General features: G+C 35.4%; 17 protein-coding genes. 4 read left to right on the plus strand and 13 right to left on the minus strand.

Annotation, left to right across the window (positions count from 1 at the left end; genetic code table 11):
• Positions 1-77: 77 nt before the first annotated feature.
• Positions 78-437, plus strand: coding sequence for a DUF6054 family protein (locus HCJ45_RS11760; RefSeq protein WP_187124926.1), 360 nt, complete (start codon positions 78-80; stop codon positions 435-437).
• Positions 438-538: 101 nt separating this feature from the next.
• On the opposite strand, the gene HCJ45_RS11765 is transcribed toward HCJ45_RS11760, so the two are convergent.
• From HCJ45_RS11765 to HCJ45_RS11780, 4 genes are all read right to left on the minus strand, one after another.
• Positions 539-1297, minus strand: a complete 759-nt coding sequence (locus tag HCJ45_RS11765; RefSeq protein ID WP_187124927.1) for a TrmH family RNA methyltransferase — start codon at positions 1295-1297, stop codon at positions 539-541.
• Between the two features lie 25 nt (positions 1298-1322).
• On the minus strand, positions 1323-2402 hold the full coding sequence (locus HCJ45_RS11770; protein WP_185347648.1) for a M42 family metallopeptidase: 1080 nt from the start codon (positions 2400-2402) through the stop codon (positions 1323-1325).
• Positions 2403-2515: 113 nt separating this feature from the next.
• Positions 2516-3529, minus strand: coding sequence for a glucosaminidase domain-containing protein (locus HCJ45_RS11775; protein ID WP_222717939.1), 1014 nt, complete (start codon positions 3527-3529; stop codon positions 2516-2518).
• Positions 3530-3800: 271 nt separating this feature from the next.
• Entirely contained in the window at positions 3801-4670 is an 870-nt protein-coding gene (locus HCJ45_RS11780) for a glucosaminidase domain-containing protein (RefSeq protein ID WP_187124996.1), read from the minus strand.
• Positions 4671-4899: 229 nt separating this feature from the next.
• Between HCJ45_RS11780 and HCJ45_RS11785 the strand changes: the two genes are divergently transcribed.
• Complete coding sequence (locus HCJ45_RS11785; RefSeq protein ID WP_187124928.1) at positions 4900-5217, plus strand: phage repressor protein; 318 nt, start codon at positions 4900-4902, stop codon at positions 5215-5217.
• A 25-nt stretch (positions 5218-5242) separates the two neighbouring features.
• Here HCJ45_RS11785 and HCJ45_RS11790 read toward each other — a convergent pair whose 3' ends face one another.
• The 6 genes from HCJ45_RS11790 to HCJ45_RS11815 form a co-directional block, all read right to left on the minus strand.
• Positions 5243-5488: a CPCC family cysteine-rich protein gene (locus tag HCJ45_RS11790; protein WP_187124929.1), complete on the minus strand. Its 246-nt coding sequence runs from the start codon at positions 5486-5488 to the stop codon at positions 5243-5245.
• 358 nt (positions 5489-5846) lie between these two features.
• Positions 5847-6476: an NAD(P)-dependent oxidoreductase gene (locus tag HCJ45_RS11795; protein ID WP_187124930.1), complete on the minus strand. Its 630-nt coding sequence runs from the start codon at positions 6474-6476 to the stop codon at positions 5847-5849.
• Positions 6477-6550: 74 nt separating this feature from the next.
• The gene (locus HCJ45_RS11800) at positions 6551-6976 is read right to left on the minus strand and encodes an Rrf2 family transcriptional regulator (protein WP_187124931.1); all 426 of its coding nucleotides are present in this window, start codon (positions 6974-6976) and stop codon (positions 6551-6553) included.
• A gap of 45 nt (positions 6977-7021) precedes the next feature.
• Positions 7022-7555, minus strand: coding sequence for a DUF2812 domain-containing protein (locus HCJ45_RS11805; RefSeq protein ID WP_187124932.1), 534 nt, complete (start codon positions 7553-7555; stop codon positions 7022-7024).
• A 2-nt stretch (positions 7556-7557) separates the two neighbouring features.
• Complete coding sequence (locus HCJ45_RS11810) at positions 7558-7869, minus strand: PadR family transcriptional regulator (RefSeq protein WP_185381587.1); 312 nt, start codon at positions 7867-7869, stop codon at positions 7558-7560.
• Between the two features lie 30 nt (positions 7870-7899).
• Positions 7900-8430, minus strand: coding sequence for a shikimate kinase (locus HCJ45_RS11815; protein ID WP_187124933.1), 531 nt, complete (start codon positions 8428-8430; stop codon positions 7900-7902).
• Between the two features lie 88 nt (positions 8431-8518).
• Between HCJ45_RS11815 and HCJ45_RS11820 the strand changes: the two genes are divergently transcribed.
• Positions 8519-8968: a DMT family transporter gene (locus HCJ45_RS11820; RefSeq protein WP_185347633.1), complete on the plus strand. Its 450-nt coding sequence runs from the start codon at positions 8519-8521 to the stop codon at positions 8966-8968.
• 15 nt (positions 8969-8983) lie between these two features.
• Positions 8984-9451 (plus strand): DMT family transporter, encoded by a 468-nt coding sequence (locus tag HCJ45_RS11825; protein WP_187124934.1) that lies wholly within the window; start codon positions 8984-8986, stop codon positions 9449-9451.
• Between the two features lie 44 nt (positions 9452-9495).
• On the opposite strand, the gene HCJ45_RS11830 is transcribed toward HCJ45_RS11825, so the two are convergent.
• From HCJ45_RS11830 to HCJ45_RS11840, 3 genes are read right to left on the minus strand one after another with little or no spacing between them, the layout of a single operon-like run.
• Positions 9496-10062 (minus strand): cob(I)yrinic acid a,c-diamide adenosyltransferase, encoded by a 567-nt coding sequence (locus HCJ45_RS11830; protein ID WP_185347629.1) that lies wholly within the window; start codon positions 10060-10062, stop codon positions 9496-9498.
• Entirely contained in the window at positions 10026-11561 is a 1536-nt protein-coding gene (locus tag HCJ45_RS11835; protein ID WP_187124935.1) for a cobyric acid synthase, read from the minus strand. Before HCJ45_RS11835 ends, HCJ45_RS11830 begins: the two co-directional genes overlap by 37 nt.
• Positions 11558-12367 (minus strand): ATP-binding cassette domain-containing protein, encoded by an 810-nt coding sequence (locus tag HCJ45_RS11840; protein ID WP_187124936.1) that lies wholly within the window; start codon positions 12365-12367, stop codon positions 11558-11560. The genes HCJ45_RS11835 and HCJ45_RS11840 overlap by 4 nt, the downstream gene beginning before the upstream one ends.
• Positions 12368-12373: the final 6 nt, after the last annotated feature.

Raw genomic sequence — 12373 nt, forward strand, 5'->3', positions numbered from 1 at the left:
GTTGTTGGTCTATTTGACCTATTTTTGCTTTTGGATTAAACTATTTATAAGAAATATGATAAAAAGGAGAAATTACTATGCCATCTATTCGTTACCTTGTAAAAACAGATGTTTCTGAGACTTTAGAGATTATTAAACGAGGTCAAGTTGGTTCTAATATTGTCTTTTCAGAAATTCAAACATTTGAATTTGGAGATTTGGCGATGCTTGCTTGCGAAAAATATTATTTCCGTTCCTCTAATCGGGCAGCTTTATTTGTAAATATTAATAACTTTCACGGAGAAACTGAGGTTACCATTATTTCAACAGGTAGCTCGAATGGCTTTTTTACGGGTATTGATTGGGGAGCAGCGTTTGATTATATGCATAGTGTGGTAGCAGATTTAAAAAATGTCGTTATACGTGAAGTAGAAATGGAGCAAATGAAAGAAGTATAAATAAAAAAGAGTGCGCAAGTTTTTAATTACTGTAGTGCGCTCCTAATGTTAGATTTTTATTCTAATTTTAGGGGCGCATACATACTTAGCACTCTTTTTTATTATTTTCGTAATCCGTATAATAAAATTCCTGCAGCAACAGCGACATTTAATGATTCACTATCACCATAAATCGGAATATACACTTTTTCTGACAATCGCGCTTGTAATTCTGCTGAGATACCATTTCCTTCATTCCCAACAATTAAAGCTAGTGTATCTCGTTTCATTGTGTCATTTAATGACTTAGCTTGATTATCAAGAACAGCTCCAATTACTGGTACACCTTCTTCTTCCAAGTTCACAATCCAATCCACTAAGTTTGCTTGGATTACAGGAATATGGAAATGGCTACCTTGCGCACTACGAATAACTTTTGGATTATAAAGATCTGCACTGCCACGCCCAAGAATTACGGCATCATATCCAGCTGCATCTGCTGTACGAATCAGGGTGCCAACATTACCAGGATCTTGAACGGCATCAACTAAAAGTAGTTTTTTTCCGTAAAGCAATATCAAGTCCGGTTCCGTAGTAGCAACTACCGCAAAGACTCCTTGTTCTGTCATCGTCTCACTTATCAAATGACTGATTTCTGTACTAATCTCAAAAATATCGTAATGTCCTTTTAGCCACTCTTCTGGAACAGATACACCTTTTGAAACAAGTAACTCTAGTACGAGACCGTCTTGGCGTAATGATTCTTCTACTAAATGAAAACCTTCTACCAAATAAGTACCTGTTTTATCACGGCCTTTTCTAGTTTGTAATTTTTTCCATGTTTTCACACGGTCGTTTTTTACAGATTGAATCTGCTCCATGAAAGTTTTCCTCATTTCTCGAAACTCAACCTAGTCGAATTTCTGTTACTTTTTCTTGATCAAGTCGTTTAACAACTTCCGTAATTAATTTTACTGCATTTTCGAAATCATCGCGATGTAACATAGATGAATGCGAATGGATATAACGGGTTGCGATAGTAATGGATAGCGAAGGAATTCCATTGCCAGTTAAATGGATAGAACCAGAATCTGTTCCGCCCATTGGAATAGCTTCAAATTGGTAAGGAATGGATAATTCGTCCGCAACATCGGTCACAAAATCACGAAGACCTGCGTGTGCAACCATTGACGCATCATAAATAACAATTTGTGGTCCTTTCCCCATTTTACTCATTGCTTCTTTCTCTGTTACACCTGGAGTATCTCCTGCGATACCAACGTCAACACCAAATCCAATATCTGGTTGAACAAAATGTGTTGCTGTTTTTGCTCCGCGTAAGCCTACTTCTTCTTGAACTGTTCCAACTCCATAAACAATATTAGGATGTTGCTCTTTTTGTAAATTTTTTAGTACTTCAATGGCAATTGCAAGGCCAATTCTATTATCCCATGCTTTTGCAAGTAAAAATTTCTCATTTTTCATTACTGTAAAATCAAAAGCAGGAACAATCATATCACCAGGACGAATTCCGTAACTTTCAACTTCAGCTTTATCAATTGCACCAACATCAATAAACATATCTTTAATATCAAAAGATTTTTGGCGTTCTGCTGCGGTCATAACGTGTGGTGGTTTTGAACCAATCACACCCGTAATTTCTTCTCCAGCACGAGTGACTATCGTTACCTTTTGTGCAAGCATAACTTGTGAAACCCATCCACCTACTGTTTGAAATTTGATGAATCCTTTATCATCAATTTGGCTGACCATAAAACCGACTTCATCTAAATGACCGGCTATCATAATTTTTGGTCCAGCTTCATTACCTACTTTTTTAGCAATTGCGCTACCTAAACCGTCCATTTCAAACGTATCAGCTAACGGTTCAATGTATTCACGAAATACGTTTCTAACTGCACGCTCATTACCAGGGATACCTTTCGCATCAGTTAACGCTTTTAACATCTTTAATTGTTCATCCATATAAAATAACCCCTCCTTAATAAACTCCTTATACATTATAACAGTTTCTTCAGAAAAAACCTGTTAAAATGCAAAAAAAGCTGAGAATGACTTTTCAGCTTTTTGTGATATTATTACCAAGTGATGGATTGTATATTTAATAAAGGTACTTTTTGAACTAATTTTTCTTTTGGCTTAGTGATAGCATACTGTGTTTTATGAAGTTCTGAAGTATCGATTTTCATATTGATTACTAAGCGATTTTGCTCATCTGTTTTTAATAGCGACTCTAACGTAGGTGAATAATCTTCTGACTGATAAAAGTTTTTAACTGCTGTGCTTTCCACCCAACCAATTGATTCACCATTTTGATGGATGTGATACCATAAAATATTGGAATCGGATAGCTTTACTTCTTGGTCAATCGAAACTTTTCGCCCAATATATTTAGAAATACTTTCTAACGGTTTTGCTTCTTTTGTACCACTTGGAGCGGACCAAATAAAACTATTGTCTTTTGATGTTACTGCCCCAACAGCTTTAATTGCTTTTTCAGATACAGGTTCACTGTATACTGTGTCATATTTATTTAAATTTGCTTTTTTTATTAGTTCGATTAATTTTGCTGCATATTCTGGATCAGATGAATAACCTGTTTTACCTAATGCAATAGCTGCTTTTTCAAAATCATATTCATTGATTAAACCTGCATATAAATGTTTGTTCCAAGATGGGCCATTAACAAATAAAAGTGCGTGATCCTTCATGGATTCGTACCAACTTGGATATGCTCTAAATTTAGCATCCGTTCCAACCCATACCACACCATTATGCTCTTTGGTAGGTAATTTAATGGATGCTCCGTTGTAAGCTCCTTTTATTCCGAATAAATTATTACCATCTTTTGCGAGCACACTTTCTCCCCAGTTAGATTCAAGGATTGCTTGCGAAATAGTAATGCTTGCCAAAATGCCATGTTCCTTTTGTACTTTCTCTGCATGCGGCGCAATCTCATTAATAAACTTCTCTTGCTTGGAAGTTAAGCCGTCCTCTAGACCAGCAGCTTGGCTATGGAGTGGTAATGCACATAATGTAATTGTAAGTCCAATTCCAATTGTCACCAAATGCTTCTTTGCGAGTTGTAACATAATGATTTTTTGCACATCCTTTTTGAGTTATCCTTCTAGTTTTGATTTGCAACTAGAAACCAGTGTCCTTTTAAACAACCACTTTATTCTATCAAAAGTTTCCTGTAATACACATTACTTTTAGATGACATATGTTACAAAACGTGGCAGTATTTGGTAATGAAGTTATTTGCTTTGCTTATTTTTTGCAAATAAAATAGAAAAAGCCGGAACAAAGGACTATTTGCCTATAAATAAGACAAGCCTTTTTGCGTCTTTTTCTATTATTTCGTTATTTTTTTTCCACTAATTCTTGTTTAACCCAACCAATTGGCTCATCTTTTACAGCTATTTGATACCATGTTCCACTATCTGTTTTTGCTTCACGTAAAAGTTTTAAATCTTCTCGTTTATAGTAGTTTATTTCTTCTACTTTTTGCGCACCTGATAGTCCATATGGTCTTGTCCAAATGGCCCCCGATACATCTTTTTTAACATTACCATAGCCTGTTGATTTAGTATCATAATAGATTTTGTCATCAATTCTATCATATAGCTGTAAATCATAGTTTTCAATAATAGTCGTTAGTTTTTCCGCATAGTCGGGGTCCGTTGCATAACCTGCTGCTTGCAGTTCTTGTGCAGCTTTTTTATAGTCATCTGCTGCTACAACACCATTGTATTTATCTTTACTCCAAGTGGTTCCATTTAAGAAAAGTTCTGCGTGCGCATCTAATGACTCATTCCAGTCTTTATATTTTCGAAAGTTTGCTTTTACTTCCAGCCACTTCCCATCTACGAATTCCTTCGTTGACATTGTTACAAGTGGTTGCGGTGATTTACCTTTTACACCAAATAAATTATTACCTTTTTGCGCTAAACCACTTTGTCCCCAATCAGATTCCAAGATTGCCTGAGCTAAAGTAATACTGGTTAAGATACCATGTTTTTCTTGTATTTCCTGCGCATGTGGTGAAAGTTCATTTAGAAAATTTTGCTCTTTGGAATGAAAAGCTGGATCAGGTTCTGGAGCCGTCATAATTAAATACTGCTGTTTAACAACGGAGGCAATAACACCAACTAAGATGATAAGAACTAGTACTCCTGCTATTCCAAGTAGTCTTTTTTGCTTTTTCTTTTTAGATAGTTTTCGATATTTCAGAAGCCGTCACGCCTTTCTGTCTACGAATCCCTTGATGGTATTAGAATACGTTAATTTAGCAACAATTGCAATCCATCTTGCGCTCTATTTATATCAATTTAACAAATCTTAAACATTAAAAAAAATCACGTTTCTTCTATATTATAAGAAATCAATTTGTAGTGATGTAAAGAATGACTTTACTTTTCATTATGTTTTTGCTAGACTCAAATGGAAAGGTGGTGTATAAATGTCAAAGGCAAGCTTTATTGCTTCTTTGCTACAACAAGGTCAATTCATTGAAAAGTATAAAGAAGCAGGAAATTCTATGTTGCCAATTATAAAATCGAACCAACCAGTCAGTCTTGTTCCGATTACAACTGATACCAAACTTGAGGTAAAAGATATTGTATTTTGTAAAGTAAAAGGTAATTACTATACACACTTAATTTCAGCGATTCGTACGCGGAATAATCAAGTAGAGTATCAAATTTCTAATAATCATGGATTTGTTAATGGATGGGTTAAACAACGAAATATTTTTGGTAAAGTAGTAAAAATTTGGTGAATCGCCAAATTTTATTTTTTTGCTTTTATTTTCTTTCAAATGATTTTGGTTTTCTAACATGGGGTAGCATTTCTCTTTCACAGGCGCCAAATTCTTTATAATTTTGTTGTCCTTCTTTTAGTGTCAGCCCATGATTTGCGCTGGAACGCATTTCACCTCTATCTAATATTAAATTTGCATCATCTTCCCAAAAACAGACTGGACAAATATCGTAATTCCCTCTTGTTTGCAATGTTAAATTGCCGCAACAAAAGCATTTATATTTCTTCAATTCATTTTCCTCCTTCAATGCTTCTTTGATAATTAGCCGATCTGCTACGCTAGTTTAAAACACCTTATGCTCCACCTTAAATCTATCTCTTTCACTAATATCTGAAATACTTTTTTCTTTGGCATGGTTTGTCGAATAATTCCAATTTAATAATCAAGCGAATTTTTTCAGTGCTTTTTTTAAAATGAAGTTAAAAGGGCCTATGTATGTTTTTATTTTAAAAAGTTATGCATTTCATTATATCAGTATAACGTCAAGTTCATCCAGCTAAATCATCTCTAGTTACGAGCCATATATATAAAAGCAAGCACCATCCGAATATTTACACGAATAATACTTGCTTTTAAATTTGCTTATTCTATTTAGATACTACACTAAAACGTTGATTTAAATGTTGGGCCTTTTCTATTTCGTCCACGAAGGCCATGGCATAATCAGCATAACTAATTTCGCTGTTTCCTGCTGCATTTGTCGTTAGAACATTCTGTGCGGTTTTATATTCCTCCGTTCTAGCTCCATCTGGATTAAAGAAAGCGGCTGGACTTATGTATGTCCAATTAAGATTCGTTTCTTTTTGCAGTGCATCAAAAGCGGCTCCCATGTTAGTTGCTGTTGGTAAAAATGCAGCTGGGAAATCTGGTGTATCCATAACTCTAATCGTTTCTTCCGGGTCAACATATAAGCTTCCTGCCCCACCAACAACGATTAAGCGTGTTTTCGTCCCTTTTAATATAGTAGAAAGGTGTTTTAACGATGTTTGATGTAGGTTTTCTTCCCCTGGAGCTGCATTAAAAGCATCCACAACTGCATCAAAATTTTCTAAATCGCTGGTTGTTAAAGCAAAAATATCTTTCTCTACCGCTTTAATTTCAGTCGAAAGTTTTGCTTTATTTCGAACAAATCCCGTAACGTCATGTCCACGGCGAATTGCTTCTTTTGTAATTTCATTGCCTGCTTTTCCAGTTGCACCAATAATTGCTATTTTCATTATTTATTCCTCCAGTTTCATTAGTAACCATATTAGTTACATTTAGTTTAAAAATGAACGGGAAATACATCCCGCTAGTTTGTTGCTTTTTGTTTAATATCAGAAATTATTTGACTCAATGTTGTCCGTTTTAGATCTGCTTCCATTTGCTGTTCAGCGTGGTTAAAAACGTTGTCTAATGTGCCTTGAATATTTGCACCTACTTCACAATTTGGATTAGGATTTTTATGAATATCAAACAGATGATCCGCTACACCCACTGCTACATATATGTCATATAACGTGATTTCAGAAGCGTCTTTTAATAAATAGGTACCGCTTATTCCAGGGCTAGACTTAATTAGTCCTGCTTTTTTTAGTTTGCTCATAATTCGTCTAATTACAACTGGATTAGTGTTAACACTTGCAGCAATAAGCTCAGAAGTAATCGAGCGTTCTTGATTCATATCTATTAATGTTAAAATATGAACTGCAACGCTAAAACGTGTTGAAATGGCCATTTCCTCACCTCTTTGTAACCATTATAGTTACATTTGTTTTTATTGTCAAGTACTACTATTTAATTTATTGATTTTTCGTGTGAGATTAATAAACATTTTTCCATATAACACGATAATTAATACAATAAGAATAGCATAGATAAATTTTAAAGAATTGGATGGAAGAAATATGGCTATAAAAAGCAAAATCAGGCTTAATAATCCGCCAAATAGCGACCAGCGTTTACGGATGTTTTGAAATAAATGAACGAACGATTCTTTATCCGTGAAAATGGCTTCGGTTGTTTCAGTCTCAGTAGCTAGTTTACGAAAATACATCCAGTTGCCATTTAAAATTGGGTATGAATAGACATGTTCCCAACCTGCATCCGCAAAAAGTGTTTTATACGCCTCTTCATCACCAGTTGTTTCTTTAAAATCGAGTGCATAAGTGTAAGTTGCTGGCTCTCCTTTTTCAAAATGATATCTAAATGATTTGTACTCTGTAAAAAGCCAGCCTTGCTTTGCCATTTCATTTAAATAGGCTACTTCCTTTTCCATATTGTCCACTGTGAAAAATTTCAAGACTTTCTTTTCCATTTTTATATCCCCCTCGTATTTCTATATAATTCTTCAATGCGTGTTTTTTCTAACTGTAAAATTGCTTTGCCGGTTTCAGTAATTTGATAGATTTTTCGATTGCTTTCTTCTTGGATAATCTGGATAAGTCCGTCTTTACTCATTTTGGATAGGCTTCCGTAAATAGTTCCTGGGCCGAGTTTTATTCGATTATTTGTCATTTCAGCAACATTTGTGATAATTGCATAGCCATGTCTTGGTTCTATTAATGATAATAATATGTAAAAAGCGGTTTCTGTCATTGGTAGATAGATTTTTCGTAATTTTTCTTCCATAACTATATCGCACCTCGATGTATTTAATAATCATACTATATCACGACTCGATATAATTTGCAAGATAGTTTTAGCTAACTTTTCACTTCCGATATTTTTGTTAAATACCAACCATTTTTCGGGATTTTCCATCATTTTAGTATGAATAATGGCTTTGCTTTTACTAGTAAATAGGTTATCCCAGTAAAACATTTTTTGGAGCATTTTCCATTTAACTGGATAATGTGCTGATTCGATTCGTAGCCATTGTTTAACTTGGCGTTTTATTAATTGATAGCGGATTTGCTTTTTAGGAAAATCTAAAAAAACGATGATATCTGCTTGATTAAAGCTATCCATCGTCCATTGTTCTATATGTACGCCTTCGATAAGCCAGTCTTCCTTTTGCAAAATCTGCCTTAATAATGCGGCTTTTTCAGAATTGGGTCGTCTTACTTCTGTTTGCTCTCTTTTCCAGACAAGTTGGTCGGTTTCAAAATACGGAATACCTTCTTTTTCTGAGAGTTTTCTTGCTAGTGTCGTTTTCCCACTTCCGACAGATCCAATGATACGGATTTTCATTCAATTACCTCACTTTAAAATTAATACTATCTTTTTACCCCACTTTTATTTTATAATTATCTCATTGTGATACAAAGGAGGGACTTACTTGATTATCTTATTTATCGTATCTGGTTTACTTGCCGGCATGGTTTTACCAGTACAAACAGCTATTAATACACGGCTTAGTACATATACGAAATCCCCATTTCTAGCTTCATGGGTTTCTTTTATGGTCGGGACAACCGTTTTACTGATTGTTTGCTTATTTACCCAAAGGTCGTGGCCGATTTCATCCGAAATGATTAGCTCTAATCCTTGGTATATTTGGGTTGGGGGTGGTACTTTAGGAGTTATATTTTTAACTGCTAATATTTTACTTTTACCTCGTCTTGGTTCTGCACTACTGGTAATGATTACAGTTTGTGGACAAATGATTATGGCTATTATAATTGATCATTTTGGTTTATTTCAAGTACCAATACATGAAATAAACATGGAGCGTTTGCTTGGTGTTATTTTAATGTTTGGTGGCATTTATTTGATGCAACGATTTTAAAAGGGGGACAAAAACATGGCAAAAAGATCATCTAAATCATTAATACTTTTTATGGCGATGGGGCTTGTTTCTGGGCTTTTGTCACCGATTCAAACTTCGATTAATAGTCAATTGCGTGTGACAGTTGGTTCTCCTTTTGTGGCATCTTTTATTTCTTTTTTAGTCGGAACCACTTTACTTACAATTGTTTGCTTAATCATAGAGCGACGTTTAACGTTCCAGCTTAAAGGGGTTGGCCGGATTCCGTGGTGGGTCTTTACAGGCGGCGCGCTTGGAGTACTTTTTGTTACTTCAAATATTTTATTGTTACCGTTACTTGGTTCAGCGATGACGGTTGTTTTAGCACTTTGTGGTCAGATGATTATTGCACTTATTATTGATCATTTTGGCTTTTTTGGTGTCATTCCCCATCCGATTAATCGTTACCGAATGATTGGCGTTCTATTAATGCTTATCGGTGTGTTTTTAATTCAACATTTCTAATAATAAAACCTCTCCTACAATTGGCTGGAGAGGTTTTATTATTATTATTTCTTTTTATTTCTAAACACTAATTCGGAATTTTTATAAAAAACATCTGTTTTACCTGCACGGAAATTGACTACTCGAGCAACTGCAAAGAAATAGTCTGACAAGCGATTGACATATTTCAGTACCTCTTGATTAGAAGTGGCGATTTTTAGCATCCCAACGATTTCTCGCTCTGCTCGTCTTGCCACGGTTCTTGCCATATGAAGTAAGGCCGCTGCTTCTGTACCACCTGGAAGGATGAATTTTTCGATTTCTGGTGGCTCGTCGGCATAGTTATCAATTCGATTTTCTAACCATGCAACGGGTTCACTAGTTAGTTTATATGGACGTTTCCCTTCTTCTGTTGCTAAGTCTCCTCCAGCATCAAATAATTGTTGCTGGATTTGTTCTAATTCTGCTTGAATTTCCGGTTCAGTGGAAAGTGTTGTAATCGTATAACCAATCAGCGAATTTAGTTCATCGAGTGTTCCATAAGCGTCTATTCGAATGTTGTCTTTACTAACTTTACTACCTCCAATAATTCTCGTCATTCCTTTGTCGCCGGTTTTAGTGTAGATACGCATATTTTTTCTCCTTTCATAATTTTCTCTAGCTGATCCATTTGAATATTTTCTTCTAATAGGGTTGCTAATTTATTGTATTCTTGCTCTTTATGTTCTTTTAAAGGAATGATTTCATGGGGATATAGCATTTGTTGTTTCCTAATTAGCAATTCATCTAATAGACTTTTTAAGAAATCCGCATTATCAAAAACGCCGTGGATATATGTTCCGATAATATGTTGATTGGCAGAAACGGCACCATCTTGATGAATTTTTTCGTCCCCATTGACGGATTGAATTTCACAAAACGGCTTCGTATTTTGCATTCGTTTCGTTTGTCCCATGTGGATTTCGTATCCTTCAACTGGTTCGCCTAAAAATGTTACTCCGCTAATTTGTGTCGTTTGTTTTTCGGTTTGAAAAGTGGTTTCGGTATTTAACAATCCTAGTCCGGCAATTTCATGATGATTACTTTCGACTTGGTTTGGATCCAACATTTTTTGACCTAGCATTTGATATCCACCACAAATCCCAATTACTTTGCCATTTTTACAAGCATAGTTTTGAATTGCTTTTTTAAGACCTGACTCTTCTAAAAAATGCATATCCTCTAGCGTATTTTTGCTGCCAGGAATAATTAGTAAATCTGGATTATCAAAATCGGCGACATTTTTTATGTAACGTACACTTATGTCTGGTTGGATTTCCAAACTATGAAAATCAGTAAAATTGGAAATGCGCGGTAAGCAAATAACGGCAATATCAAGTAATGCGGAATCGTCTGCGGTGACATTTTTCCCACTAAGAGCAACACTATCCTCTTCTTCTAATTGTAAGTCTGCATATGGAATAACGCCGATAACGGGGACATTGGTTAGAGCTTCTATCATTTCAATTCCAGGTTGTAGTAGTGCCACATCTCCTCGGAATTTATTGATAATCACTCCTTTTAACCGTGCACGCTCTTCTTCTTTTAAGAGCATTATCGTTCCATAAATCGAAGCGAACACGCCGCCTTTGTCTATATCTGCAACTAAAACGACTGGCGCATCTACCATTTTTGCCATTCCCATATTGACGATATCGCGATCATTTAAATTAATTTCTGCTGGACTACCGGCACCTTCTAATACAATAATATCATTTTCAGCTGCTAAACTCTGGTAAACTGCTTGTATTTTTGGAATGAGTGTTTGTTTGAAATCATGGTAACTAACTGCGTCCATATTGTTGAGAATCGTTCCCATAAAAATCACTTGTGACTGCCGGTCGTTTGTTGGTTTAAGTAACACTGGATTCATACGGACATCAGGAAATACTCCGGCTGCTTCTGCTTGGAAAACTTGCGCTCGTCCCATTTCTTCTCCTGTTGCTGTAATAAAGGAATTTAGTGACATATTTTGTGATTTAAAAGGAACTACACGAAATCCTCTATTTTTAAATAAGCGACATAAACCTGCAACAATAACGCTTTTGCCTGCGTCCGATGCGGTTCCTTGGATCATAATTTGTTGCGTCATTCATTTACCTCCTTGCTTGACTGTGCGAAAAATTCAGCTTCTTTTTTAAATAATGGATAACCCGCTTGCTGATGTAATTTAATTAACCATGGTTGAACTAGACCTGCTGCTTCTATATGGTTTTTTTGTAAAAACACAGCACTAGTTTCCCCATCAGTCAAAACTTCCCCGTTTTTTAACATATACACATAGTCACATATTTCATATATTAAATCGATATCATGGCTAGAAATAAGTATTTTCTTTCCTTCTTTTGCCAACCGTTCGATAATTTCCATCATGATTTTTTTACCAATTGGGTCTAGCCCAGCAGTAGGTTCATCGAGGAGCAACCAATCTGTATCAAGGACTAATGCACCTGCAATTGCAACTCGTTTTTTTTGACCGTAGCTTAAATATTGAACTGGTTTGTCTTGGAAATCTGTTGCACCAACAATATTAAGTACGTGCGAAACCCTCGCTTCAACTTCTTGTTCTGCAACACCTAAGTTTCTTAGCGCAAAAGCAACATCATCCCGAACATTGGAATAAAAAATTTGCTGTTCTGGATCTTGAAATACGATACTCACTTTTTTTCGTAAAGCAAATAAGGTTTTTTTATTATAAGTAAGTGGTTTACCTTCAAAATATACCTTGCCTTGTGTTGGCTTATTAATTCCTAATAATTGCATAAAAAGCGTGGATTTTCCTGAACCATTTGCACCAATTAAGCCGATAATGTTTCCTTTTGCTAAATCAATCGACACATTAGTTAGCGCTTTTTTTCCGTCTTCGTATGCAAATGAAAGATGTTCTGTTTTAAGCACCTTGGC

The organism is Listeria immobilis, assembly GCF_014322845.1.
Lineage (GTDB): Bacteria > Bacillota > Bacilli > Lactobacillales > Listeriaceae > Listeria > Listeria immobilis.

Bases quoted from the DNA above. Each gene is read 5' to 3' on its own strand.
- HCJ45_RS11760 (WP_187124926.1), top strand. From the start codon at position 78: ATGCCATCTATTCGTTACCTTGTAAAAACAGATGTTTCTGAGACTTTA.
- HCJ45_RS11765 (WP_187124927.1), bottom strand. From the start codon at position 1,297: ATGGAGCAGATTCAATCTGTAAAAAACGACCGTGTGAAAACATGGAAA.
- HCJ45_RS11770 (WP_185347648.1), bottom strand. From the start codon at position 2,402: ATGGATGAACAATTAAAGATGTTAAAAGCGTTAACTGATGCGAAAGGT.
- HCJ45_RS11775 (WP_222717939.1), bottom strand. From the start codon at position 3,529: ATGTTACAACTCGCAAAGAAGCATTTGGTGACAATTGGAATTGGACTT.
- HCJ45_RS11785 (WP_187124928.1), top strand. From the start codon at position 4,900: ATGTCAAAGGCAAGCTTTATTGCTTCTTTGCTACAACAAGGTCAATTC.
- HCJ45_RS11795 (WP_187124930.1), bottom strand. From the start codon at position 6,476: ATGAAAATAGCAATTATTGGTGCAACTGGAAAAGCAGGCAATGAAATT.
- HCJ45_RS11800 (WP_187124931.1), bottom strand. From the start codon at position 6,976: ATGGCCATTTCAACACGTTTTAGCGTTGCAGTTCATATTTTAACATTA.
- HCJ45_RS11805 (WP_187124932.1), bottom strand. From the start codon at position 7,555: ATGGAAAAGAAAGTCTTGAAATTTTTCACAGTGGACAATATGGAAAAG.
- HCJ45_RS11810 (WP_185381587.1), bottom strand. From the start codon at position 7,869: ATGGAAGAAAAATTACGAAAAATCTATCTACCAATGACAGAAACCGCT.
- HCJ45_RS11815 (WP_187124933.1), bottom strand. From the start codon at position 8,430: ATGAAAATCCGTATCATTGGATCTGTCGGAAGTGGGAAAACGACACTA.
- HCJ45_RS11825 (WP_187124934.1), top strand. From the start codon at position 8,984: ATGGCAAAAAGATCATCTAAATCATTAATACTTTTTATGGCGATGGGG.
- HCJ45_RS11830 (WP_185347629.1), bottom strand. From the start codon at position 10,062: ATGCGTATCTACACTAAAACCGGCGACAAAGGAATGACGAGAATTATT.
- HCJ45_RS11835 (WP_187124935.1), bottom strand. From the start codon at position 11,561: ATGACGCAACAAATTATGATCCAAGGAACCGCATCGGACGCAGGCAAA.